The sequence below is a fragment of the Citrobacter sp. Cy070 genome (assembly GCF_030332245.1).
GTDB classification, from domain to species: domain Bacteria; phylum Pseudomonadota; class Gammaproteobacteria; order Enterobacterales; family Enterobacteriaceae; genus Citrobacter; species Citrobacter youngae.
This window is the reverse complement of the sequence record NZ_JAOWIG010000075.1, coordinates 50,573-74,852: the sequence shown is the minus strand read 5'-3', so window position 1 is coordinate 74,852 and position 24,280 is coordinate 50,573. Positions and strand designations below refer to the sequence as shown.

The following is a 24,280-nucleotide window of genomic DNA, read 5'->3' as shown; positions in this document are numbered from 1 at the left end:
GCGGCGTTAACACTGGCCGCCCGACAATACTGGAGATGATTATGAGTTATACACTGCCATCCCTGCCGTACGCTTATGATGCCCTTGAACCGCACTTCGATAAGCAGACGATGGAAATCCACCATACCAAACACCACCAGGCTTACGTAAACAACGCTAATGCTGCGCTGGAAAGCCTGCCTGAATTCGCGAGCCTGTCTGCTGAAGAGTTGATCACCAAACTGGATCAGCTGCCTGCGGATAAGAAAACCGTTCTGCGTAACAACGCTGGCGGTCACGCTAACCACAGCCTGTTCTGGAAAGGCCTGAAAACCGGTACCACGCTGCAGGGCGACCTGAAAGCGGCTATCGAACGTGACTTCGGTTCCGTTGACAACTTCAAAGCTGAATTTGAAAAAGCAGCAGCCACTCGTTTCGGTTCCGGCTGGGCGTGGCTGGTTCTGAAAGGTGACAAACTGGCTGTTGTTTCCACCGCTAACCAGGATTCCCCGCTGATGGGTGAAGCTATCTCTGGCGCTTCCGGCTTCCCGATCGTGGGCCTGGACGTTTGGGAACACGCTTACTACCTGAAATTCCAGAACCGTCGCCCGGACTACATCAAAGCGTTCTGGGACGTGGTGAACTGGGACGAAGCTGCTGCACGTTTCGCCGCGAAAAAATAAGTTCGACGCGTTAACTAAGCCCCTGCAAGCGATGCCTGCGGGGGCTTTTTTGTGATCAAAATCAATATAAAAACAATGATCCATTTAAATTGAAACAAGGTTTTATTATGCGAGTGGGATCACTTTTATAGTTTCTGCGAATGTCTATCTTCTTTTCATCAAGACGGGCGCATCTCAAAAGTAAGATGCAGTCGCCCATAAAAATTGCCCCATTTTTATGTCTACAGGTGATGGAAATGCAGATCAAACGTACGATAGAGAAAATCCCAGGCGGTATGATGTTGGTGCCGCTGTTTCTGGGCGCGTTGTGTCATACCTTTTCCCCCGGCGCCGGGAAATACTTCGGCTCATTTACCAACGGTATGATCACCGGTACGGTGCCGATTCTGGCAGTCTGGTTCTTTTGCATGGGGGCATCGATTAAGCTGAGCGCAACCGGAACCGTACTGCGTAAATCCGGCACGTTAGTGATAACCAAGATCCTGGTCGCATGGGTGGTAGCGGCGATTGCATCGCGCATTCTTCCTGAACATGGCGTGGAAGTGGGGTTCTTTGCCGGGTTGTCCACGCTGGCGCTGGTGGCCGCAATGGATATGACTAACGGCGGGCTGTATGCCTCGATTATGCAGCAGTACGGCACCAAAGAAGAGGCTGGGGCGTTTGTCCTGATGTCGCTGGAGTCTGGCCCGTTGATGACCATGGTGATTCTGGGAACCGCCGGGATTGCTTCGTTTGAACCGCATGTATTTGTAGGGGCGGTATTGCCGTTCCTGATTGGTTTTGCGCTGGGTAATCTGGATCCTGAGCTGCGGGAATTCTTCAGTAAGGCCGTGCAGACGCTGATCCCTTTCTTCGCCTTCGCATTAGGTAACACCATTGATTTGAGCGTGATTGCACAGACCGGCGTACTGGGTATTCTGCTGGGCGTGGCGGTGATTATAATCACCGGTATCCCGCTGATTATTGCCGATAAACTGATTGGCGGCGGCGATGGTACGGCGGGAATTGCGGCGTCCAGTTCTGCTGGCGCGGCCGTTGCCACGCCGGTGCTGATTGCGGAAATGGTTCCGGCGTTCAAACCCATGGCGCCGGCGGCAACCTCTCTGGTGGCGACGTCAGTGATTGTAACCTCCATCCTCGTGCCGATTATCACCTCCATCTGGTCGAAAAGGGCCAAAGCCAGAGCGGCGGCAATCGATATACGCAACGCGGTGAAGTAACGTGATTAAGCCGGATGGTTTGCACCATCCGGCTTAACCGTTTTAACCCTTGATTACAAACACCTCATCAATTGTTCGACACTCACTTTCATTCAGCTCCCCGCCTGCATTACGTGAAACCCCGGTGCAATAGCCAAACTTACGCGATACCACGGTTTTGATGGTGGTGACGAAATCCTCACCGATGGCGTAGATGGACATGTAGGTGCCAATCTGGTCCTGAATATCGCGAAGTGCAGCCAGATCCCCCTGCTTGAAGGCTTCTCGTGCGCTGACAAACAGCTCCGGCATGACGTTGTTTAATCCTGAAATAATCCCTGCGCCGCCTGCCAGCAGGTTAGGAATATAGTATTCGTCATAGCCGGATAGCACGGCAAAATCTTCGCGTACGGCGCGGGTGGTCTGGATCATGCTGCGGGTGTGGGACTGGCAGTCGACGGTATCTTTGATGCCTGCGAAGTTGGGGAACTCAGAGGCAAGGGTGGCAACCAGTTCAGGCGTTAAGTCGCAACCGGTTCGCGCCGGGAAGTTATAGGCAAACCATTTGCCGCTGAGTTTCTGCCCCAATTGACGGAAGTAGCTCAGGAGCTGTTTCGCCGTTTGCCCGTAATAGTAAGGTGGTAGGATCATCACGGCATCGTAACCGGCGCGATACGCTTCCTGTGCCATCAACAGCACATCGTTCTGGCAAGTGGATGAGACGTTGGCGACCATCTTCAGCGAGCTCATGGCACGGGCTTCACGGATCAGCAACAGCCTTTCCTCGAGCGTAAAGGAGGCAAATTCCCCGATGCTGCCCATCAACAAAATCACGTCGATGTTGGCCTCGGTAAGGCGTTTAAGATGCTGGCTCAGACCGTTAAGATCGATCTTGCCGTCATTGTCCATTGGCGTAATGGAAGGACACCAGACGCCAGCAAATTGCGATTGACCAGTCACGTTGTCGACTCCTTATTTGAAATGATGTTTCAAAACCAGCTTACATTGATAGCATGTGTCCCTAACTTTCATGTGAACCGTGCTCTCATTTTGAGCGACTGGGGTAAAATAAATGTGGTGTAATGGGAGAAATTTATCGGGAGAGGGAACAGATGCGATATCCGGTCGATGTTTTTACAGGCAAGATTCGGGACTACACGGGAAGCCGTCCCAGCGCGATTGCTAAAGTTCAGGTTGATGGCGAGTTGATGCTGACCGATCTGGGGCTCACGGGCGATGAACAGGCGGAGACTAAAATTCACGGCGGGCCGGATCGCGCGTTGTGCCACTATCCGCGTGAACACTATCAGCACTGGATACAAGAATTCCCTGAACAGGCGGAGTTATTTGTCGCCCCCGCCTTTGGGGAGAACCTCTCAACGCTTGGGCTGACAGAAGAGAATGTCTATATCGGCGATATTTTCCAGTGGGGCGAGGCGTTGATTCAGGTCACGCAGCCACGTTCACCGTGTTTTAAGCTGAATTTCCATTTTGGCATTAGCGATATGGCAAGTCAGATGCAGGCCTCGGGGAAGATAGGCTGGCTGTACAGTGTTATCGCGCCGGGCATGGTGTCGGCGGATGCGCCGCTGGTACTGGCATCGCGCGTGAGCGATGTCAGTCTGCGGGAGGCGATTGCTATTGCCTGGCATATGCCGTTTGATGATTCGCAATATCACCGTTTACTGTCGGCTGCAGGGCTATCGAAAAGCTGGACCAGAACGATGCAAAAACGCCGTTTAAGCGGCAAGATCGAGGACAATTCCCGCCGTTTGTGGGGGAAATAATTCCCCCTGTCCGTGGAGGCCGGATGAGGCATTACGCCGCCATCCGGCAACACAGAGAGACTCAGGAACGCTTATACAACGGTAACCAAATTACCAGCCGTAAACCACCCAGCGGGCTGTCTTCGGCCTTCACCCAGCCACGATGCTGCTGGATTGCGGTTTCAACAATCGCCAGACCCAGACCTGTTCCGCCAGACTCGCGATCGCGCGCCTCATCGGTACGATAGAACGGACGGAAAATCTGTTCTCTGTCTTCAGGGCTTACGCCTGGGCCATCGTCGTCCACGGTGATGGTAATCCCGTCGATATCCACCGCAAAGCCCACTTCGATCTTCGTATGTGAATAGCGTAGGGCATTGCGCACAATGTTTTCCAGCGCACTTTCCAGTGCGTTCGGGTTGCCATACAGCGGCCATGGTCCCGGCGGGAAATTCACTGTCAGCGATTTACCCATCTGCTCCGCTTCAAAGGCGGCGTTATCCAGTACTTCGCCCCATAGCTGATTAGCCTTCACGGTTTCACTGACCAGCGCGTTTTTCTGCTGATTACGTGACATCACCAGCAGGTCGTTGATCATGCTGTCCAGCCGGTGCGCTTCTGTTTCAATGCGCTCCAGCTCTTTGCTCTCACCGCTACGACGGCGCAGCAGCGCAGTCCCCAATTGCAAACGTGTTAGTGGCGTTCTCAACTCGTGAGAGATGTCCGACAGCAGGCGTTGCTGCGTGGTCATCATGCGTTCCAGCGCGGTCACCATCTGGTTAAAACTGGCACCTGCCGCCAGAAATTCCTGCGGGCCGGCTTCCAGTTCCGGATGCTGACGCAGGTTACCCTGTGCCACCTCATCCGCAGCATTTTTCAGCTTACGCGCCGGTTTCGCCAGGCTCCATGCCAGCCAAAGCAGCAGCGGTGAGCTGACGAGCATGGTGACGATCAGCAGCAACAGTGGCCGGTCAAACAACAGGTTGATGAAATCAGACTGTGAACTGCTGGCTGGTCGAATGAGATACAGCTGGTAGTTATCTTCCCCGTCTCTGACGGAGAAAGGCCCGACCATCTCAACGCGACCGTATTTTTTCTTCTGCGGATGGTCAGCGTTATCAGCCTGACCAATAAAGTTACGAATGATCTGCATTTCGTTGCGTTCTGCGCCGATCACACGTCCTTCTGTAGTGACAAGCAATAACCGCTGTCCTGGCGGCGCCCACTTGTCGATAGCACGGAACAGGCGACGCCACCACATCAGATCGTTGGGTGGGTCGTTCGCCAGCTCAGCTTCAACGTGTTGCTCGATCATCAACCCCTGGCGCTGCTCGCTGTCCAGTAGCTCGGTCATCTGGCGTGAGTCGAGCTTGGGCAGCATCAGTACCAACATCAACACCAGCGCCAGCGTTAACCAGAAGATGGCAAAGATGCGTGCGGTTAAGCTTCCTATCATGAAGCGGAGACCATCAGGTAGCCGCGACCACGCAGGGTTTTAAACCAGGGGTGCCCGTCTTTCCGCTCTGGCAGCTTACGGCGCAGGTTCGAGATGTGCATGTCGATCGCGCGGTCAAACGGCGTCAGGCGTTTGCCCAGCACTTCCTGACTCAGGTGTTCACGAGAAACTACCTGGCCGAGATGCTGTGCCAGTAAATAAAGCAGGGTGAATTCGGTGCCGGTTAACTCCAGGGTTTGCCCATCAAAACTGGCTTCCTGGCGACCCGGATTCAGACTTAACGCATCCACTTCCAGCGTCGGCGAGCCATTATCGCTGGTCTGCTGTTGTTCGCTCCAGTGAGAGCGGCGCAGAATAGCGCGGATACGCGCGACCAGTTCGCGGTCATTAAACGGTTTGGGTAAATAGTCGTCCGCGCCCAGCTCAAGGCCGAGTACGCGATCCAATTCGCTGCCGCGAGCGGTCAGCATGATTACGGGCGTCTGGTGTGTCTGGCGAAGCGCTTTCAGTGTATCGATGCCGTTTTTCTTCGGCATCATGACGTCGAGCAAAAGTAAATCGATGCTGTCATCCAGAAGCTCAAGTGCCTGCTCCCCATCATGGGCAACCAGCACATCGAAACCTTCCATTTCGAGCAACTCCTTTAACAGGGAAGTCAGCTCTCGGTCATCATCAACTAACAGGATTTTATTCATTGTTTACGTACCTCCGAGGCAGAAATTACGTCATCAGGCGTCGCTAATCTATGACTTTACGTTGTTTTACACCCCCTGACGCATGTTTGCAGCCCGAATCGTAAACTGTCTCTCGTTGAATCGCGACAGAAAAGATTTTGGGAGCAAGTGATGGGCAAAGTTACCGCTGCCGTCATGGCCTCAACGCTGGCACTCAGTACTTTGAGCCATGCAGCTGAAGTCGTCACAGGCGATCACTGGCACCTGGGTGAAGGCTCCTCGCAGCGCAGCGTACAGAGCCACATGTTTGACGGTATCAGTTTAACCGAACATCAACGTCAACAGATGCGAGATTTAATGCAGCAGGCAAGACACGAACAGCCTCCTGTTAATGTTAGCGAAATGGAGACAATGCATCGTCTTGTCACCGCAGAGAAATTTGATGAAAGCGCTGTGCGCGCTCAGGCAGAAAAAATGGCACAAGAACAGGTTGCCCGCCAGGTTGAAATAGCCAGGGTCCGCAACCAGATGTATCGCCTGTTAACGCCCGAGCAGCAAGCGGTTTTAAATGAGAAACATGAACAACGAATGGAGCAACTGCGCGACGTAGCGCACTGGAAACAAAGCTCATCGTTAAATTTATTGAGTAGTAGCAACTCACGTTCCCAGTAGTAACCCTGTTTTCCTTGCCATAGACACCATCCCTGTCTTCCCCCACATGATGTGGGGTTTTTTTTTGCCCAAAATTACAGCGAATTACCAAAGATAAGCAGCCACTTACAGAAGATATTTGGAGCTTATAAACGTTTTTGTTATGTGTGACTGACTGCATTTATGTAGAGCCGTGTAATCTGATAATAATGCTCAGCTTTTTCCTAAATCCAACACAGTACCATCATTGGTAATGATAAAGGTGTAGTAGTGATTTTTTCCATTTAAGGTGTAGCTTGCACCATACACTAACCCTTTTTCTAAATTTACCGTAAAGCAGGTTCTTGGGTAGGTGAGATGCTTAAAATCGCCGACTAATAATTTTTTATTTTCTCTACCATTAGTTGACAGAATATAGCGGTTTAACACATCGTTTTTATCAGTGGTAAAGCAAACACGATTCCCGTCTACGTAGATCGCCCGTCTTTCGCCGGACTCTGCACCCTCTCTATCTTTCCCAGGGCACCCGGCAAGAAATAAAAGCAAAGGGAGAAAAATGATCGATTTCTTCATATCGGAAAGTCCCCTAGTACCTTTTCATATTTCTGAATTAACTCCAGCACCGGTTCCTCTGGGTCATAATCACGGTAAACATACAGATCGCTATGCCCATCAAACCCATAATGCTTTAACAACCAGTAATCGCTGACTAAGGATGCTTGCTGCTCCAGTCCGTAATCAAGTAAGTTTTTCTCATTTAGGCTGTATGTATAATCAGCTGCCCATGAGAACGCTCCGCGTGTTCGCACCCACATTCCATATTGGTGCTGCCAAACATGCATCATTTCATGTAAAAAAAGATGCTGGGCATTTGGAGTTGGCTGTTTTGTTGGCATTGAGAAATCATCTTCATATTTTATTTTTCTAAACCACATTTCGCCGTTAGGCGTCATCGCCTGGCCGGGGTTTTGACTATCAAAAGGAAGATAACTTTCCAGATGAACCCAAACTTGATGGTAAAGAACGCTGAAGCCAAAGAGCGAGTTTGCAAGATTTATCTCGCCAAGCCTTAGCCTACGCAGACCTCCTTCCTGGATCGGTTTCCAGTCAATAGAATTAGGGTAATACGCCATCTTAATCCCTCAAGATATGTTGATTGAGTGTTTATCGTACACCTAAAGTAAATCAGCATTGGAAGAGTTATAGAGAGGTCTTAAAAATTCAGAATAAAACGTATTCAGGTGACGTATGGGTCATGCTGATCCGGCTGTAAGATAGGCCGTAATGTAGATTTTTTATTAGAATAAATTTTTAATTTAAGTGTGTTATGTATTGCTACAACATTCCATCCCTGTCTTCCTTCACATGATGTGTGGGGGCCCCAAATTTGTCACTCGGTAATTGCCTGACTGTTTTACTTCATCCGTTATACTAGCGGCATATCCTAGCAGGAGTGTTTATGAATCAAACTTATGGGCGGCTGGTTAGCCGGGCGGCAATCGCGGCTACCGTGATGGCATCGCTGTTACTTTTGATCAAAATTTTTGCGTGGTGGTACACCGGATCGGTCAGTATTCTGGCTGCACTGGTGGATTCTCTGGTGGACATCGCGGCGTCGTTAACCAACCTGTTGGTGGTGCGCTATTCGCTGCAACCGGCCGATGATGAACATACGTTCGGACACGGAAAAGCGGAATCGCTGGCGGCGCTGGCGCAAAGCATGTTTATTTCCGGTTCGGCGCTGTTTTTATTCCTGACCGGGATTCAGCATCTCATCCAACCGACGCCGATGAAAGATCCTGGCGTTGGGGTGGTGGTCACCATCATTGCGTTAGTGTGTACAATCATTCTGGTCACGTTTCAGCGCTGGGTGGTGAAACGTACGCAAAGTCAGGCTGTACGGGCAGATATGCTTCATTATCAGTCTGATGTTATGATGAACGGTGCGATTCTCGTGGCGCTTGGACTGGCCTGGTACGGTTGGCATCGTGCGGATGCCTTGTTTGCGCTCGGGATTGGCATCTATATTTTATATAGTGCATTACGCATGGGGTATGAGGCAGTGCAATCCTTGTTGGATCGCGCCTTACCCGATGAGGAACGTCAGGAAATTATTGATATAGTGACGTCATGGCCCGGTGTCAGCGGCGCTCACGATCTTCGCACGCGGCAGTCAGGGCCGACCCGCTTTATTCAGATTCATTTGGAAATGGAAGATAATCTGCCGCTCGTTCAGGCGCATTTAGTGGCTGAGCAGGTGGAGCAGGCAATTTTACGGCGTTTCCCGGGATCGGATGTGATTATTCACCAGGATCCCTGTTCAGTCGTACCCAAGGAAGGCAAGATGTTTGAGCTTTCATAATTCGTTGTAAAAAAGTGAGCCGGGCCAGCATTTTGTGTATAAATTACCACCATTTGGCCTGACCTGAATCAATTCAGCAGGAAGTGATTGTTATACTATCTGCATATTCGTTGGATCGTTTCGATATGCGGAATCGACTTCCGGCAGCAGATTTCATTTTGCATTCCAAAGTTCAGAGGTAGTCATGATTAAGAAAATCGGTGTGTTGACAAGCGGCGGTGATGCGCCGGGCATGAACGCAGCAATCCGTGGTGTTGTACGTGCAGCGTTAACGGAAGGACTGGAAGTCATGGGGATCCATGATGGCTACCTGGGTTTGTATGAAGACCGTATGGTCCAGCTTGACCGCTACAGCGTGTCCGACATGATCAATCGTGGTGGTACTTTCCTCGGTTCTGCTCGCTTCCCGGAATTCCGCGACGAAAATGTGCGTGCAGTGGCTATCGAAAATCTGAAGAAACGTGGCATCGATGCATTAGTTGTTATTGGTGGTGACGGTTCTTACATGGGTGCAAAACGCCTGACTGAAATGGGCTTCCCGTGCATCGGCTTGCCGGGCACTATCGACAACGATATTAAAGGTACTGATTACACCATCGGTTACTTCACCGCATTGGGTACCGTCGTCGAAGCGATTGACCGTCTGCGTGATACTTCTTCTTCTCACCAGCGTATCTCCATCGTTGAAGTGATGGGGCGTTACTGCGGCGACCTGACCCTGGCTGCAGCAATTGCCGGTGGTTGTGAGTTCGTGGTGGTTCCGGAAGTTGAATTTAGCCGTGATGATCTGGTTGCTGAAATCAAAGCCGGTATCGCAAAAGGTAAAAAACACGCCATCGTAGCGATCACTGAGCACATGTGTGATGTTGATGAACTGGCACATTACATTGAGAAAGAAACGGGCCGTGAAACGCGTTCTACCGTACTGGGTCATATCCAGCGTGGTGGTTCTCCGGTTCCTTACGATCGTATTCTGGCGTCCCGTATGGGCGCATATGCTATTGAACTGCTGCTGGCAGGTCATGGCGGTCGCTGTGTCGGTATTCAGAACGAGCAGCTGGTTCACCACGACATCATCGACGCTATCGAAAACATGAAGCGTCCGTTCAAAGGTGACTGGCTGGACTGCGCGAAAAAACTGTACTGATTGTTTTTGGTTGCCCGGTGGCGCTTCGCTTACCGGGCCTACAGCGTGTACTCTTGTAGGCCGGATAAGGCGTAAGCCGTCATCCGGTACAACCTTCCTCATTTATTCCCCAGAGTTATAGCAAATCTTTTTTTATTCTTTAATGTTTGGATGCCTTTCTGGCACGCTTTGCTCATCACAACATCACATAAGAGAGCTGGGCGATGAACAAATGGGGCGTAGGGTTAACATTATTGCTGGCATCGACCAGCGTACTGGCAAAGGATATTCAGTTACTTAACGTATCGTATGATCCAACGCGTGAACTGTACGAGCAGTACAATAAAGCCTTCAGCGCGCACTGGAAGCAGGAAACGGGCGACAACGTCGTGATCCGCCAGTCGCATGGTGGTTCGGGTAAACAGGCGACTTCCGTCATCAACGGTATTGAAGCCGATGTCGTGACGCTGGCACTGGCATACGACGTGGATGCCATTGCTGAACGTGGTCGAATTGATAAAAACTGGATTACGCGCCTGCCGGACAACTCCGCGCCTTACACCTCCACCATCGTGTTCCTGGTCCGCAAAGGCAACCCTAAACAAATTCATGACTGGAACGATTTGATCAAACCGGGCGTGTCAGTGATTACACCAAACCCGAAAAGCTCAGGCGGCGCACGCTGGAACTATCTGGCGGCATGGGGCTATGCCCTGCACCACAACAACAACGATCAGGCCAAAGCGCAGGACTTCGTCAAAGCACTGTTTAAAAACGTTGAAGTGCTGGATTCCGGTGCGCGTGGTTCAACCAATACCTTCGTAGAACGCGGTATCGGTGATGTGCTGATCGCCTGGGAAAACGAAGCGCTGCTGGCAACGAACGAACTGGGTAAAGATAAATTCGAGATAGTGACGCCGAGTGAATCTATTCTCGCGGAGCCGACCGTTTCCGTCGTCGATAAAGTGGTGGAAAAGAAAGACACCAAAGCGGTGGCAGAGGCTTATCTGAAGTATCTCTACTCTCCGGAAGGTCAGGAAATTGCAGCGAAAAACTACTATCGTCCACGTGATGCAGACGTCGCGAAGAAATACGAAAATGCATTTCCGAAGCTGAAGTTGTTCACCATCGACGAAGAGTTTGGCGGCTGGACGAAAGCGCAGAAAGAGCACTTTTCTAACGGCGGTACGTTCGACCAGATCAGCAAACGCTAAATAAGTCTGTGATTTACCGACCCGGTGGCTTAACGCGACCGGGTTTTTTATTTGTCATCGTTTTGCGTTACTCTTGCGTCTCAATGGGATACAGGGAACGCGTAATGAAAAAAGCAGGTTATCTTTTACTGGTGGTGATTGTGGTTGCCGCCGCTGCGGGCGTTGGGTACTGGAAATTTAGCGGTAACCCGGACGCGTTACGCCAGATAGTCCTTGAACAATGCCTGCCACATCAATTGCAGCAGCACGATCCCGCGCCGTGTACTGAAGTTAAACCCGATGCCGGATATGTGGTATTCAAAGACCGAAACGGTCCGCTGCAATATCTGTTGATGCCCACTTACCGTATCAATGGTACGGAAAGCCCACTGCTGTTGAAATCAGGCACGCCGAACTTTTTCTGGTTGGCCTGGCAGGCGCGCAGCTTTATGAGCCAAAAATACGGGCACGAAATCCCTGACAAAGCGGTCTCGCTGACCATTAACTCGCGTAGCGGACGTACGCAAAATCATTTGCATATTCATATCTCCTGTCTGCGAACCGACGTCAGAACGCAGCTGGATGATAATATAGCGGAAATCAGCACTCGCTGGTTGCCATTGCCCGGCGGATTGCGCGGGCATGAATATCTGGCGCGCCGCGTCACGGAAAATGAACTGGCGCAACGCAGCCCGTTTATGATGCTGGCAGAGGAGGTGCCGGATGCGCGCGAGCATATGGGCCGCTACGCCCTGGCAATGGTGCGTCAAAGCGACGAATCCTTTGTTCTGCTGGCGACCCAGCGCAATCTGCTGGCGCTCAATCTCGCCTCCGCTGAGGAAATTCAGGATCATCAATGTGATATTCTGCGTTAACCCCACCTAATCTGGCGTTTACTCCGCATGCCTGTCCCCGTATTCTTGTTGAAAAAAACAACAGGAGACAGGCATGTCGCTCTGGCTTACACACCCTCTGTTTATCCCCTCTCTGGTGGTCGGCGTCACCATTTTGCTTTGGGCAACGTCGCTGTTGCCGGAATTTATCACGGCGCTGCTTTTCTTTTCCGTGGCGATGGTGGCCAAAATCGCGCCACCGGATGTCATCTTTGGTGGCTTTGCCTCATCGGCGTTCTGGCTGGTTTTCAGTGGTTTTGTGCTGGGTATCGCAATTCGTAAAACGGGGCTGGCGGACCGGGCGGCGAGGGCATTGTCGTCAAGGCTGACAGACTCCTGGCCATTAATGGTCGCAAGCGTAGTGCTATTGAGTTACGCGCTGGCGTTCGTCATGCCGTCCAACATGGGACGTATTGCGCTGCTGATGCCGATTGTCGCGGCGATGGCGAAACGGGCCGGAATTAACGACGGCACGCGCGCCTGGTATGGTCTGGCGCTGGCCGTTGGGTTTGGGACGTTCCAGCTTTCTGCGACGATTTTACCCGCTAACGTACCGAATCTGGTGATGAGCGGCGCTGCGGAAGGCTCTTACGGCATCCACCTCAATTATCTTCCCTATTTGCTGCTGCATACGCCCGTGTTGGGTTGGCTAAAAGGCGCGGTACTTATTGGTCTTATCTGCTGGCTGTTTCCCGGCCAACCTCATGCTCCGCGCGATCTGACGCCACCTGAGCCAATGAGTCGTGATGAAAAACGTCTGGCCTGGATGTTAGCGGTGGTGCTGTTTCTGTGGGTCAGCGAAAGCTGGCATGGTGTGGGGCCGGCATGGACCGGGCTGGTGGCGGCGGTGATTACGCTGTTGCCGCGCGTAGGATTTATTAATGGCGAAGAATTTTCCAGTGGGGTGAATATCCGTACCTGCATTTACGTGGCGGGTATTCTGGGGCTGGCCATCACCGTGACACAGACCGGTATCGGTAGCGCGGTAGGCGAGGCGCTGTTACAGGTGATGCCGCTGGATGCGGACAAACCGTTTACCAGCTTCCTTGCATTGACCGGCATTACCACCGCGCTCAATTTCATCATGACGGCGAACGGTGTTCCGGCGCTGTATACCACGTTGGCGCAAAGCTTTGCCGATGCGACGGGATTCCCGCTGCTGTCGGTGATTATGATCCAGGTGCTGGGTTATTCCACACCACTGTTGCCGTATCAGGCTTCACCGATCGTGGTGGCGATGGCGCTCGGGAAAGTACCTGCAAGGGCGGGGATGCTGCTGTGTATCGCGCTGGCGGCGGCAACGTATCTGATACTGCTGCCGCTGGATTATCTGTGGTTTAGCGTGTTGGGGAAATTATAGTTGCATCAGAATGTTAATTTTTTGTTTTGTGAGTGGGTGAATTGTATTATGCGCACCGATATTGGTTAATACCTGAGCGCATAATTGCGTGTTGGAAACTCAAGGATTGATTCATGGACAGATTGACCCCCATCCGCTGTTGGCCTGCCATCATCTCGATTGTTATTACGCTGACCATCTGGTTTGTTATCCCATGTCCAGCAGATGTCACCCCCGAGGCGTGGCATCTGCTGGCGTTATTTATCGGTACTATCGCGGCAATTATTGGTAAAGCGATGCCTATCGGCGCGATTGCGATTGTGGCAATTATGCTGGTAGCCATGACCGGCGTGACGCATCCCGGTAAACCCACCGCGGCGCTGAGCGATGCGTTAAGTGGTTTCTCCAACCAGCTTATCTGGCTGATCGGCATCTCGATTATGTTGTCGCAAAGCCTGTTGAAAACGGGGCTGGGCGCGCGTATCGGCTATGGGTTTATTGCTTTGTTTGGCAAAAGAACGTTGGGTATCGCGTGGGCGCTAACGCTGGCAGAAACGCTGATCGCACCCGTTACGCCAAGCAATACCGCACGCGGCGGCGGTATTATTCACCCAGTGATGCGGGCGATTGCGGAAAGTCTGGGTTCTCAACCCGGTGACAAAGAGAACGGTGCTACAGGTCGTTATCTGGCTCTGGTGAACTACAACATTAACCCGATCAGTTCGGCAATGTTTATTACCGCTACCGCGCCAAACCCGCTTATTGTGAGTTTCTTGACCAAAGGGACGGATGGGGTGCTGAATATGACTTGGGGAATGTGGGCGATTGCGGCGCTTCTTCCTGCCGTTGTCTCACTGGTCGTGATGCCTATTGTCATCTGGTGGCTCTATCCGCCCGCTATTACACGCACGCCGAATGCGCCAGAGTTTGCCCGGGAAAAGCTGGGGGCACTCGGTCCGTTGTCGCTGGCTGAAAAAATCACCCTCGCGGTTTTCGCTTTGCTGCTCTGCCTGTGGGCAGGTGTTCCTGCCATGCTGATGGGCAGTACCTGGGCCGTTAACCCCACCAGCGCGGCGCTCATTGGCTTGTCTGTTCTGTTAGTGACAGGGGTATTGAGTTGGGACGATATCCTTAAATGCCGCGGTGCATGGGATACGATAGTCTGGTTTGCCGCACTGGTTATGATGGCGGATTTCCTGAGCAAACTGGGTCTGGTGGGGTGGCTGGCGACGAGTGTTGGTAGCGCAATTGACCATCTCGGCGTGCACTGGAGTATCGCCACGCTGCTGCTGATCCTGCTTTATGTCTATTCACACTACTTTTTCGCCAGTACCACTGCACATATCACGGCCATGTTCGCGGCTTTCTTTGCTGCCGGATTAGGCCTCGGTGCTCCACCGGCGCTGCTCGGTCTGATGCTGGGCTTCTCCTCCTCCTTGATGATGTCACTCACGCACTATGGCACGGGTACTGCGCCTATTATCTTTGGTTCGGGCTATGTCACGCTGGCGGAGTGGTGGAAAACGGGGCTGGTGATGAGTGTGGTCAACCTGACCATCTGGGGTGTCACGGGGGCCTTCTGGTGGCACTGGCTGGGATACTGGTAAAGCGGGTATAAGAAGGGGAGCGATGCTCCCCTTTTAACAACTTAGGCCTGTTTAGCGGCTTCTGCTGCTTTAACGATGACTGCGAAGGCGTCTGCTTTCAGAGAAGCACCGCCAACCAGCGCACCGTCGATGTCCGGCTGAGCGAACAGTTCTGCGGCGTTTGCTGCGTTTACAGAACCGCCGTACTGGATGATAACTTGCTCAGCGATTTTCGCATCAGCTTTAGCAATGTGGTCACGGATGAATTTGTGGACTGCCTGAGCCTGAGCAGGCGTTGCAGATTTACCGGTACCGATAGCCCATACAGGTTCGTAAGCGATAACCACGCCTTCGAATGCTGCTGCGCCCTGAGTTTTCAGCACTGCGTCGATCTGACGTGCACAAACTTCTTCAGTTTTGCCCGCTTCGTTTTCTGCTTCGGTTTCACCGATGCACAGAACTGGAGTCAGACCCTGCTCTTTCAGCACGGCGAATTTCTTCGCGATCAGCTCGTCAGATTCTTTGTGGTAAGTACGACGCTCAGAGTGACCGATAATGATGTACTGCGCGCCGATATCTTTCAGCATTTCAGCAGAAGTTTCACCGGTGAATGCGCCAGACAGGTTCAGGTCAACGTTCTGCGCGCCCAGAATGATGTGGCTACCGGCAGCGGCGTGTTTCGCCAGGTCGATATACATTTCCGGCGGAGCGATTGCTACTGCACAGCCAGCAACGCCAGCCAGTTCTTTACGCAGGTTAGCAACCAGTTCGTTTACCATGTGGCGGCTGCCGTTCAGTTTCCAGTTACCCATCACTAAAGGATGTCGCATTTCATTTCTCCACGCTTGTCAGCGAATTAAGGAAGATGGCCGCCCGTCAGGGCAGCATGGTCTGTGAAACAGTATAGAGATTCATCTGCGGAAAGGCTTTGCTTTTTGTCATCAATTCGCCTTCTCAAGACTTTCTGATAGTGCCAGCTTAATCGGTTCAACAGCGAAGGTCAGCCCCTTTTCGCCGTTATCTGCAACAACATAGCGGATTGCGCCTTCCGTTTCGGCGTAATAGTGCTTACCTTTGCCGGCAGCGAGCAGTTTTTGCAGCTTTTTCTGACTCTGTTCTTTCGTCAACAGCGGCGCGACGGTGCGAATGACGGCGGTCATGTATTCCAGCGCTTTCGCTTTGGCCGCCTTTTGTTCTGGCCCCTGAATCGGCAGCCAGGTTATCTGCATACTTTTGATTTTTAAGGTGCCGCGCTCAAGGGCGGAGGACGCATACAGGTTTTCATTAATTTTACTGGCCGCGCGGGTGAGATTTGCCCGATCGCGGCTGCTGTCGATGGCACGGAACTCATTCAGAATAAGCTTCGGATTCTGCGTATTAAAGTTTTCGCGAAACTGGCTAATCGACAGGTCAAAGGTCGGCGCACCCGCCAGTAAATAGGGGGCCGTGGTTGCCGTCGATGGCTCTTCCGCCAGCGCCGCTGTATTCACGGACATGGCTGAAAACAATAATAAAAACAGTGTAAATCCTTGCTTCATCAATCGTACCTTTCATTCTCACTGCTCACGATTAAAACGGTAACCGTCGGGCTTGTCAAAAGGGTAAACTGTTCTGGAAGGTAATAATAAAGGAACTTACATGACCATACAGCAGTGGTTATTCTCATTTAAAGGGCGTCTTGGACGCCGTGATTTCTGGATTTGGATAGGCCTGTGGATAGTCGGGATGCTGGTTCTGTTCTCGCTGGCGAGTAAACAATTGCTCGATATCCAGACGGCGGCATTTTGTCTGGTTTGTCTGCTGTGGCCGACGGCTGCAGTCACAGTAAAACGTCTGCATGATCGGGGTCGCTCCGGCGCGTGGGCGTTCCTGATGATTCTTGCATGGATGCTGCTGGCCGGAAACTGGGCAGTATTGCCCGGTGTCTGGCAATGGGCGGTAGGCCGCTTTGTACCGACGCTGATTCTGGTGGGTATGCTTATCGATCTGGGCGCGTTCGTTGGCACCCAGGACGCAAATAAATACGGTAAGGACACGCAGGACGTAAAATACAGAGCTGACTCGTAGGCCGGATAAGCGTGAGCGCCATCCGGCAAGCCCTCACCAGTAATGCTCAGCGGTCATATGGCCCGGTCGACGACGCAGGTGTTTGGTCATCTGCCGGGTTTCTTTCAGCAGTTGCTGCGTGTCGCGTACCATTTGCGGGTTACCACAGAGCATCACATGACTGGTTGCTGTATCCATGGGTAGCCCAACAGCAGCTTCCAGCGCGCCGCTCTCAATCAACGCCGGAACTCGCCCGGTTAATGAACCTGCGGCGGTTTCACGGCTCACAACCGTCTGGATACGTAATTTACCTTCGTAGCGTTTTTCCAGGTCCTGCATTAACGGCAGATAGCTTAAATCGGCGGCATAGCGGGCGGCATGGACCAGCACCAGATTTTTAAAACGGTCCAGATCTTTGCCCAACTGCAGAATCGATAGATATGGGCCGATAGCGGTACCGGTTGCCAGCATCCATAGCGTGTCACAATCGGGGACTTCATCCAGCACGAAGAAACCGGCGGCTTCACTCACCACCTGGACTTCGTCGCCAGGTTTCAGTGCGGCCAGACGGGGGCTGAGTTTTCCGTCAGGAACCGTCACCAGATAGAACTCTAAATCGGGGTTATCAGGCGCATTCACGTAGGAATAGGCACGCTGGACGCGCTCGCCGTCGATTTCGAGGCCGAGCTTGGTAAACTGACCTGCGGTGAAGGGAAGAACCGGAGCTCGCACGGTCAAACTAAATAAGGCATCGGTCCAGTTCTGTACCTTAGTGACTTTGCCTGTTACCCAATCTGCCATGGTTTTCTCCTGTCTGCTGTGATTGCCTTATCTTCGTTCGTTGGACGAAAGATTTCCAGCCCATATGGGCTGGAAGGCTCTATTGATCAAATCAATTACAGGATATGCGTCTGTACATCCGGATCTTTGCGATCGAGGTAGTGGATGGACTGAATACGACGGATCGTACGTGATTTCCCACGGATCAGCAGTGTTTCGGTGGTGGCAATATTACCTTTGCGGCTAATCCCTTCCAGCAGATCGCCTTTGGTTATCCCGGTCGCGGAGAAAATAACGTTGTCGCTGCGGGCCATTTCATCCAGACGCAGCGCTTTACCTGCCTCAATACCCATCGCGGCGCAGCGAGCCAGTTCCTGTTCGCCGATACGACGGTTCTCTTCGCTGTCGCCTTTGACGTCATGGCGAGCCAGCAGGCGGCCTTGCATGTCGCCATCCAGAGCGCGGATAACGGCGGCAGAGACGACACCTTCCGGCGCGCCACCAATGCCGTACAGCACGTCAACTTCGCTGTCTGGCATGCAGGTCAGAATCGAGGCCGCCACGTCGCCGTCAGGAATGGCGAAGACGCGTACGCCCAGTTTTGTCATCCCGGCAATAACCTCGTCATGGCGTGGTTTTGCCAGGATGGTAACGGTCAGTTCGCTGAGCGGTTTGTTGAGCGCGGTAGCAATGTTACGCAAGTTGGCTTCCAGCGACAGGTTCAGGTCGATGGACCCTTTTGCGCCTGGGCCGACAATCAGCTTTTCCATGTACATATCCGGCGCGTTCAGGAAGCAGCCTTTATCGCCAACGGCCAGTACGGCCAGCGCGTTGGCCTGACCCATGGCCGTCATGCGTGTGCCTTCGATAGGGTCGACGGCGATGTCGACCGCATCACCAAGACCGGTCCCGACTTTTTCACCGATAAACAGCATCGGCGCTTCATCAATCTCACCCTCGCCAATCACGATGGTGCCGTCGATGTTGACCTGGTTGAGCATAATACGCATGGCGTTCACCGCCGCGCCGTCAGCGGTATTTTTATCGCCGCGGCCCAGCCATTTATAGCCAGCCAGCGCGGCCGCTTCGGTCACGCGTGAAAATTCAATGGCAAGTTCTCGTCTCATTGCAAACTCGTAGCTGAAAGGAATGGCGCGAAGTGTAGCACAGGGGAGGGGACGAGATTATTGATGTGTGTGCGGGGTTGCCCCCGCACGAAGAGATTGCCGGATAAGCCAAAGTTGCCATCCGGCAATGACGTATTACTCGTCGTGATCTTCCCACGCCAGAGCGCGTTTGACCGCTTTTTTCCAGCCGCTGTAACGGAAGTTACGTTCGGTGGTTTCGATGCCAGGGCGGAACTCACGCTCAATGACCGCTTTTTCCTGCAGCTCATCCAGATTCTGCCAGAAGCCGACAGCCAGACCGGCCAGATATGCTGCGCCTAATGCGGTGACTTCGCGGACTTCCGGACGCTCTACGCGGGTACCCAGAATGTCAGACTGGAACTGCATCAGGAAGTTGTTGGCGACCGCACCGCCATCGACGCGCAGGGCGTGTAAACGAATACCTGAGTCCGCCTGCATCGCTTCCAGCACGTCACGCGTCTGATAAGCGATAGACTCAAGCGTTGCACGGATGATGTGGTTGGAGTTTACGCCACGGGTCAGGCCGAAGATGGCGCCGCGTGCATACGGGTCCCAGTACGGTGCACCCAAACCGGTGAACGCCGGAACAACATATACGCCGTTGGTGTCTTTCACTTTGGTGGCGAAATACTCAGAGTCGAATGCATCGCTGATGAGTTTCATTTCATCACGCAGCCACTGGATGGATGCACCCGCCATGAACACGGCACCTTCCAGCGCGTAGTTCACTTCCCCGGTCGGTCCGCAGGCGATAGTGGTCAGAAGTCCATTTTCTGACTTAACGGCTTTCTCGCCAGTATTCATCAGCATGAAGCAGCCAGTACCGTAGGTGTTCTTCGCCATCCCTTCTTTCACGCACAGCTGACCGAATAGTGCAGCCTGCTGGTCACCCGCGATACCGGAGATAGGAATACGTGTGCCGCCTTTACCACCGATGTTGGTCTGGCCATAGACTTCAGAAGAACGACGCACTTCTGGCAGCATGGCGCGCGGAATGTCCAGCGCATCCAGCATCGTGTCATCCCAGTCCAGGGAGTGGATGTTGAACAGCATGGTACGTGAAGCGTTGGTGTAATCCGTGACGTGTACGCGTCCCTGAGTCATTTTCCAGATAAGCCAGGTGTCAACGGTACCGAACAGCAGTTCGCCGCGACGAGCGCGCTCACGCGAGCCTTCTACGTGGTCGAGGATCCACTTCACCTTGGTACCGGAGAAGTACGGGTCAATCACCAGGCCGGTGTTGTTACGGATGTATTCTTCCATGCCATCGCGCTTGAGCTTTTCGCAGATATCTGCGGTACGACGACACTGCCACACAATGGCGTTATAGATTGGTTTACCGGTCTCACGCTCCCAGACGATGGTGGTCTCACGCTGGTTGGTAATACCGATCGCTGCAATTTCATCGGAACTGATATCGGCTTTCGCCAGAACTTCAACCAGCGTAGAGCTTTGGGTTGCCCAAATTTCCATTGGGTCGTGTTCTACCCAACCTGCTTTCGGGTAGATTTGCTCGAATTCGCGCTGTGAAACGGCAACGATATTCGCATCGTGGTCCATTACGACCGCGCGGGAGCTGGTGGTGCCCTGGTCGAGCGCAACGATATATTTTTTTTCAGTCATAATTTTTGTCCCGTAGTCACATTACAGCGAAGCTTTTTGTTGAGTGTTGGCCGCCGCGTCTTTTTCTTCAATCACGCAGACATCGCACGGTAAATGGCGACCAATCAGTTTGCGATATGCCCATGCGCCCAAAATCGCGCCGGTAATCGGGCCAAACACCGGAACCAGGAAGTAAGGGATATCGCGACCACCTGTGAAGGCAATCTCACCCCATCCGGCCATCCAGGCGAAGAGTTTCGGTCCGAAGTCACGTGCCGGGTTCATCGCAAAACCGGTCAGTGGGCCCATGGATGCACCAATAACGGCAATCAGTAAGCCGATCAGCAGCGGTGCCAGTGGACCACGCGGTACACCATTACCATCATCGGTCAGTGCCAGAATCAGCCCCATTAGAATAGCGGTAATGACCATTTCAACCGCGAAGGCCTGCACAAAATTGATATGTGGGTTTGGATAGGTGGAGAAAGTACCTGCCAGATTGAGGCTTTCTACACTACCGCGCACGATATGGTTCGTTTGTTCGAAATCGATGAAAAGATTGTAATAAAGCCCGTAAACCAGTGCCGCTGCGCAAAAGGCGCCGGCAATTTGCGAAATAATAAAAGGAACGACTTTGCGTTTGTCAAAACACGCAAACAGCCATAGTGCGATTGTGACTGCTGGATTCAGGTGTGCGCCAGAAACGCCTGCGGTCAGATAGATAGCCATGGCTACCCCCAGACCCCAGATGATACTGATTTCCCACTGACCAAAAGTAGCCCCGGCCACTTTGAGTGCAGCGACACAACCCACACCGAAGAAAATCAACAACCCGGTACCGAGGAATTCAGCAATGCACTGGCCTTTCAAGGTTGATGTTTGACTCATAATCGGATCCTGAAGAGTTTAATGTTTATTGTATGCGAGAAGGTCACTGACATCCCCGGAGCCGGTAGGCACACTGTTAATTTATCGTTAACGCTCAAAAACGAGAAATATCGAAATTAAAATGTGTGTACTCCATCAACAAAATGAGCGTTTTCGCGCCATTGCGCGGTATTTGTTATACAAAAATAGTGTGAGCTGAATCATTTCACCGATCATCCTGTTAACACTTAAGAGTTATGACAGTTGTGTCACCAGGACAAAGATTAAAAGTGTTGCAAACCGCAATCTGCGCGGGATGCCGCTGGACAGGGATGGCGCGGCTTCATACAATCGGTGTTAAGTAGTGTGCGCTCGTTTTTATTAAGGCGTCGCCGGTTATCGGGACGAGGATTTTTATCCATCAACGCCTTGCAATTCAGGAGAGGTATGACGATGTCATTAGAAGTGTTTGAGAAACTGGAAGCAAAAGTACAGCAGGCGATTGATACCATCACGCTGTTGCAGATGGAAATCGAAGAGCTGAAAGAAAAGAACAACTCACTGTCGCAGGAAGTTCAGTCTGCACAGCAGCAGCGTGAAGAGCTGGAGCGTGAGAACAACAACCTGAAAGAACAGCAGAATGGCTGGCAGGATCGTCTGCATGCCCTTTTAGGTCGTATGGAAGAAGTCTAATCCTCGTCATATTTCACGTCATGGCGGCGTTGGCTGCGTGCATTCACCCCAGTCACATAGTGGCCTATGCTCTTGGGGATTCACTTACTTGCCGCCTTGCCCTGACGCGAAATCTTTAGAGGATGTAGAGTGCGAGTTCGTAGGCCGGATAAGGCGTAAGCTGTCATCCGGCAATACTTATCTTTAATAAAGGCCCAGCGGGCTTTCCCATCAATCACCCAGCCAACGGCTGAATGAGCTACGGTCAATATCCAGCTGCTTCGCTGCACGGCTTTTGTTGTTTTGCTGTCGTAGTAGCACCCCTTTGAGAATACGGCTACGGATCCGTTTATACGGCCCTTCGAGCAACTGGCAGTCCGGGCAGTGGTGGCGAGGTTGTTGGGGGGAAGACGCTTTATCGGCTTGTAAATCCTCAATCAGTAACGTGGCGGCAGAGAGTGACACGACGCCTGACTGAAAAGATAACGCCAGCCGTTCCATAATATTATTTAACTGACGTACGTTACCCGGCCATAAATACTTTTTAAGTTCATCCCATAAACCCTCGCTCAATGTAATGGGGGCAACTGATATGACTTCCTCAGCGCATTTAACGTTGCCTGTCCAATAAGTTGGATATCGTCTGGCCGTTCGCGTAACGGTAATGTGGTAACTTTGAGCACATTCAATCGATAAAAGAGATCTTCTCGAAAATCTCCGGCGGCAATCATGTGGGATAGGTTTTTGTTGGTGGCTGCAATCACGCGCACATTCACAGGGATCATGTGGTCTGCGCCAAGCCGCATCAGTTGACGTTCTTGCAGAATGCGCAAGAGTTTTGCCTGTAAAAACTTATCCAGCTCACTGATCTCATCGAGGAAGATGGTACCGTTATGCGCAAGTTCAAACATCCCTGCGCGGCCTTTTTTAGAGGCGCCGGAAAATGCGCCGTCAACATACCCGAAGAGTTCGCTTTCCATAATCGAGGCGGGGATGGCACCGCAATTGACCGCAACAAATGGCCCACTGCTATGTGAACTGGCGTTATGAATGCTCTGCGCCAGAACCTCTTTGCCAGTACCATTTTCACCGAGTAGCAATATTGTTGCTTCGGTTTCAGCATATATTCTGGCCAACCTTAAACGATCCTGCATTTCACGGTTGTAGGTAATAAAATCTTCGAAGTGATACCTGGCGTGAAACCCTAACTTTTTCGCTTCTTTGATTCTTATCTTTTGTTCAGCATTCTGTAGGTTAGATGATGTCTGAAGGGTGATCACTATTCGGTTGAGGTTTTCGTTTTCGACGATGGGGAACTGGTTAACCACAAATTCGCCGTAGGGCGTATTGATTAACTCATTTTCTATCGGGATATTATTTTGCAGATCTTCCCAGTTTAGCGTTAAGGACGGTATTTTTTTATTGATTAAATCATGTTTACTGAGTTGCAAAAGCTCGATGGCTTTGCGATTGCAATGAATAACCTTGCCAGTATTATCAATGAGAAGAATGAATTTATTGGTGTGGTCAAGTAACAGGTTTAGCTGGTTTTGCTCAATGCGCTCATTGGCGAGCGCCTGATACAGCTGAATTGCCTCATGTAATGCCAGTTCTATGGACTCTACACCAGAATGGAAAGGGATGAAGTGTTCCACGCTGTGTGTGCCAAAATAAATCGGACAAATGGCATCGCCAATAATAAGGTCTATTTGGTTATTTTTGGTGTAATTGACGAAGTCATTTCTGACATTCTCAATGCAAGGATTAGCCATTTCGTCAATGATAAACTCAGTGAGTTGCAGATTGAGCATCCTGGCTATTTTCATACAGCCATCGATAACGCTGCGAAAGCCAATAACACCAATGTTTTTATTAAGCCCAAGGTATGGCCTGAGAGCATCGATAATATCATAGGCGGACGTTTTTATCTCAATAACTGGTTGCGGTATTTTCTGCTTAAGCATCCATGCCATTCCTCCGCGACTAATTACAAGGTCAGGGTTATTCACTTGCACTACCGGGATCACAGAATCAACATCATCGAGGGTGGCATTTAATATCGTTATATTTGCGATGCCACTATATCGGCCTGACAGACGTTCTGCTTCGAGAGAGAGCGTTTGTAATGGAGAGATGATACAAATATTAGGTAATTTTAACATATTGAATCCAGCCTGATCATGATGTGCGGTCGATAACGGTGGATACAGTTGTCGGCATTATTTCAGAAACAGTAAGCTATTTACGACTTACTGTTT

At 51.7% G+C, this 24,280-nt stretch carries 25 protein-coding genes and 1 pseudogene; 12 read left to right on the top strand and 14 right to left on the bottom strand.

Annotation, left to right across the window (positions count from 1 at the left end; genetic code table 11):
- The first annotated feature begins 41 nt into the window (after window positions 1–41).
- Both sodA and kdgT read left to right on the top strand, forming a co-directional pair.
- Complete coding sequence (gene sodA / locus OGY19_RS15465) at window positions 42–662, top strand: superoxide dismutase [Mn] (RefSeq protein WP_005121766.1); 621 nt, start codon at window positions 42–44, stop codon at window positions 660–662.
- Window positions 663–898: 236 nt separating this feature from the next.
- Window positions 899–1,882, top strand: coding sequence for a 2-keto-3-deoxygluconate transporter (gene kdgT / locus OGY19_RS15460; protein WP_048214013.1), 984 nt, complete (start codon window positions 899–901; stop codon window positions 1,880–1,882).
- 42 nt (window positions 1,883–1,924) lie between these two features.
- Here the strand turns inward: kdgT and OGY19_RS15455 are convergent, their stop codons facing one another.
- On the bottom strand, window positions 1,925–2,821 hold the full coding sequence (locus tag OGY19_RS15455; protein ID WP_048214012.1) for a dihydrodipicolinate synthase family protein: 897 nt from the start codon (window positions 2,819–2,821) through the stop codon (window positions 1,925–1,927).
- A gap of 152 nt (window positions 2,822–2,973) precedes the next feature.
- Between OGY19_RS15455 and yiiM the strand changes: the two genes are divergently transcribed.
- Window positions 2,974–3,648 (top strand): 6-hydroxyaminopurine reductase, encoded by a 675-nt coding sequence (yiiM, locus tag OGY19_RS15450; RefSeq protein ID WP_048214011.1) that lies wholly within the window; start codon window positions 2,974–2,976, stop codon window positions 3,646–3,648.
- Window positions 3,649–3,709: 61 nt separating this feature from the next.
- Here the strand turns inward: yiiM and cpxA are convergent, their stop codons facing one another.
- Both cpxA and cpxR read right to left on the bottom strand, forming a co-directional pair.
- A complete protein-coding gene (gene cpxA, locus OGY19_RS15445; protein ID WP_003840485.1) occupies window positions 3,710–5,083 on the bottom strand; it encodes an envelope stress sensor histidine kinase CpxA in 1,374 nt (457 codons plus the stop codon).
- Entirely contained in the window at window positions 5,080–5,778 is a 699-nt protein-coding gene (gene cpxR, locus OGY19_RS15440; RefSeq protein ID WP_048214010.1) for an envelope stress response regulator transcription factor CpxR, read from the bottom strand. Before cpxR ends, cpxA begins: the two co-directional genes overlap by 4 nt.
- Before the next feature lie 150 nt (window positions 5,779–5,928).
- Here cpxR and cpxP point away from each other — a divergent pair, with 150 nt between their 5' ends.
- Window positions 5,929–6,429, top strand: coding sequence for a cell-envelope stress modulator CpxP (cpxP, locus tag OGY19_RS15435; RefSeq protein ID WP_005121753.1), 501 nt, complete (start codon window positions 5,929–5,931; stop codon window positions 6,427–6,429).
- Between the two features lie 192 nt (window positions 6,430–6,621).
- Here cpxP and OGY19_RS15430 read toward each other — a convergent pair whose 3' ends face one another.
- Both OGY19_RS15430 and OGY19_RS15425 read right to left on the bottom strand, forming a co-directional pair.
- Window positions 6,622–6,981: a putative T6SS immunity periplasmic lipoprotein gene (locus tag OGY19_RS15430; RefSeq protein WP_048214009.1), complete on the bottom strand. Its 360-nt coding sequence runs from the start codon at window positions 6,979–6,981 to the stop codon at window positions 6,622–6,624.
- Window positions 6,978–7,541, bottom strand: coding sequence for a hypothetical protein (locus OGY19_RS15425; protein ID WP_048214008.1), 564 nt, complete (start codon window positions 7,539–7,541; stop codon window positions 6,978–6,980). Before OGY19_RS15425 ends, OGY19_RS15430 begins: the two co-directional genes overlap by 4 nt.
- 326 nt (window positions 7,542–7,867) lie before the next feature.
- On the opposite strand from OGY19_RS15425, the gene fieF reads away from it, so the two are divergent.
- The 6 genes from fieF (at window position 7,868) to OGY19_RS15395 (ending at window position 14,928) form a co-directional block, all read left to right on the top strand.
- A complete protein-coding gene (gene fieF, locus OGY19_RS15420; RefSeq protein WP_048214007.1) occupies window positions 7,868–8,770 on the top strand; it encodes a CDF family cation-efflux transporter FieF in 903 nt (300 codons plus the stop codon).
- 184 nt (window positions 8,771–8,954) lie between these two features.
- A complete protein-coding gene (gene pfkA, locus OGY19_RS15415; RefSeq protein WP_003028778.1) occupies window positions 8,955–9,917 on the top strand; it encodes a 6-phosphofructokinase in 963 nt (320 codons plus the stop codon).
- Window positions 9,918–10,120: 203 nt separating this feature from the next.
- On the top strand, window positions 10,121–11,110 hold the full coding sequence (gene sbp / locus OGY19_RS15410; RefSeq protein WP_048214006.1) for a sulfate/thiosulfate ABC transporter substrate-binding protein Sbp: 990 nt from the start codon (window positions 10,121–10,123) through the stop codon (window positions 11,108–11,110).
- A gap of 104 nt (window positions 11,111–11,214) precedes the next feature.
- Entirely contained in the window at window positions 11,215–11,964 is a 750-nt protein-coding gene (locus tag OGY19_RS15405) for a CDP-diacylglycerol diphosphatase (RefSeq protein ID WP_115601202.1), read from the top strand.
- 73 nt (window positions 11,965–12,037) lie between these two features.
- Entirely contained in the window at window positions 12,038–13,342 is a 1,305-nt protein-coding gene (locus tag OGY19_RS15400) for an SLC13 family permease (protein ID WP_115601201.1), read from the top strand.
- Between the two features lie 113 nt (window positions 13,343–13,455).
- Entirely contained in the window at window positions 13,456–14,928 is a 1,473-nt protein-coding gene (locus OGY19_RS15395) for a DASS family sodium-coupled anion symporter (RefSeq protein WP_061066967.1), read from the top strand.
- Window positions 14,929–14,969: 41 nt separating this feature from the next.
- On the opposite strand, the gene tpiA is transcribed toward OGY19_RS15395, so the two are convergent.
- Entirely contained in the window at window positions 14,970–15,737 is a 768-nt protein-coding gene (tpiA, locus tag OGY19_RS15390) for a triose-phosphate isomerase (protein WP_003028783.1), read from the bottom strand.
- Between the two features lie 111 nt (window positions 15,738–15,848).
- The gene (locus OGY19_RS15385; protein ID WP_061066968.1) at window positions 15,849–16,445 is read right to left on the bottom strand and encodes a YiiQ family protein; all 597 of its coding nucleotides are present in this window, start codon (window positions 16,443–16,445) and stop codon (window positions 15,849–15,851) included.
- Between the two features lie 100 nt (window positions 16,446–16,545).
- On the opposite strand from OGY19_RS15385, the gene OGY19_RS15380 reads away from it, so the two are divergent.
- Window positions 16,546–16,974, top strand: coding sequence for a DUF805 domain-containing protein (locus OGY19_RS15380; protein WP_005121733.1), 429 nt, complete (start codon window positions 16,546–16,548; stop codon window positions 16,972–16,974).
- A 33-nt stretch (window positions 16,975–17,007) separates the two neighbouring features.
- Here the strand turns inward: OGY19_RS15380 and fpr are convergent, their stop codons facing one another.
- The 4 genes from fpr to OGY19_RS15360 all read right to left on the bottom strand — a co-directional run bounded on the left by fpr (window position 17,008) and on the right by OGY19_RS15360 (window position 21,371).
- Window positions 17,008–17,754, bottom strand: a complete 747-nt coding sequence (gene fpr, locus OGY19_RS15375; RefSeq protein ID WP_101741961.1) for a ferredoxin--NADP(+) reductase — start codon at window positions 17,752–17,754, stop codon at window positions 17,008–17,010.
- Window positions 17,755–17,849: 95 nt separating this feature from the next.
- A complete protein-coding gene (gene glpX / locus OGY19_RS15370) occupies window positions 17,850–18,860 on the bottom strand; it encodes a class II fructose-bisphosphatase (protein ID WP_061066970.1) in 1,011 nt (336 codons plus the stop codon).
- A gap of 135 nt (window positions 18,861–18,995) precedes the next feature.
- Window positions 18,996–20,504, bottom strand: a complete 1,509-nt coding sequence (gene glpK / locus OGY19_RS15365) for a glycerol kinase GlpK (RefSeq protein WP_048213999.1) — start codon at window positions 20,502–20,504, stop codon at window positions 18,996–18,998.
- A gap of 21 nt (window positions 20,505–20,525) precedes the next feature.
- On the bottom strand, window positions 20,526–21,371 hold the full coding sequence (locus OGY19_RS15360) for an MIP/aquaporin family protein (RefSeq protein WP_101741959.1): 846 nt from the start codon (window positions 21,369–21,371) through the stop codon (window positions 20,526–20,528).
- Window positions 21,372–21,797: 426 nt separating this feature from the next.
- On the opposite strand from OGY19_RS15360, the gene zapB reads away from it, so the two are divergent.
- Window positions 21,798–22,043 (top strand): septal ring assembly protein ZapB, encoded by a 246-nt coding sequence (gene zapB, locus OGY19_RS15355; RefSeq protein WP_019077914.1) that lies wholly within the window; start codon window positions 21,798–21,800, stop codon window positions 22,041–22,043.
- Between the two features lie 210 nt (window positions 22,044–22,253).
- On the opposite strand, the gene OGY19_RS15350 is transcribed toward zapB, so the two are convergent.
- The 3 genes and pseudogenes from OGY19_RS15350 to OGY19_RS15345 form a co-directional block, all read right to left on the bottom strand.
- Window positions 22,254–22,487 carry a helix-turn-helix domain-containing protein gene (locus OGY19_RS15350; RefSeq protein ID WP_286596756.1) on the bottom strand — a complete coding sequence of 78 codons (234 nt, stop codon included), beginning with the start codon at window positions 22,485–22,487 and terminating at the stop codon, window positions 22,254–22,256.
- A 45-nt stretch (window positions 22,488–22,532) separates the two neighbouring features.
- Window positions 22,533–22,595, bottom strand: a pseudogene (locus OGY19_RS24610) (hypothetical protein); the annotation flags it as partial.
- Window positions 22,592–24,184, bottom strand: coding sequence for a sigma 54-interacting transcriptional regulator (locus OGY19_RS15345; RefSeq protein WP_286596755.1), 1,593 nt, complete (start codon window positions 24,182–24,184; stop codon window positions 22,592–22,594). The pseudogene OGY19_RS24610 and the gene OGY19_RS15345, both read right to left, overlap by 4 nt.
- Window positions 24,185–24,280: the final 96 nt, after the last annotated feature.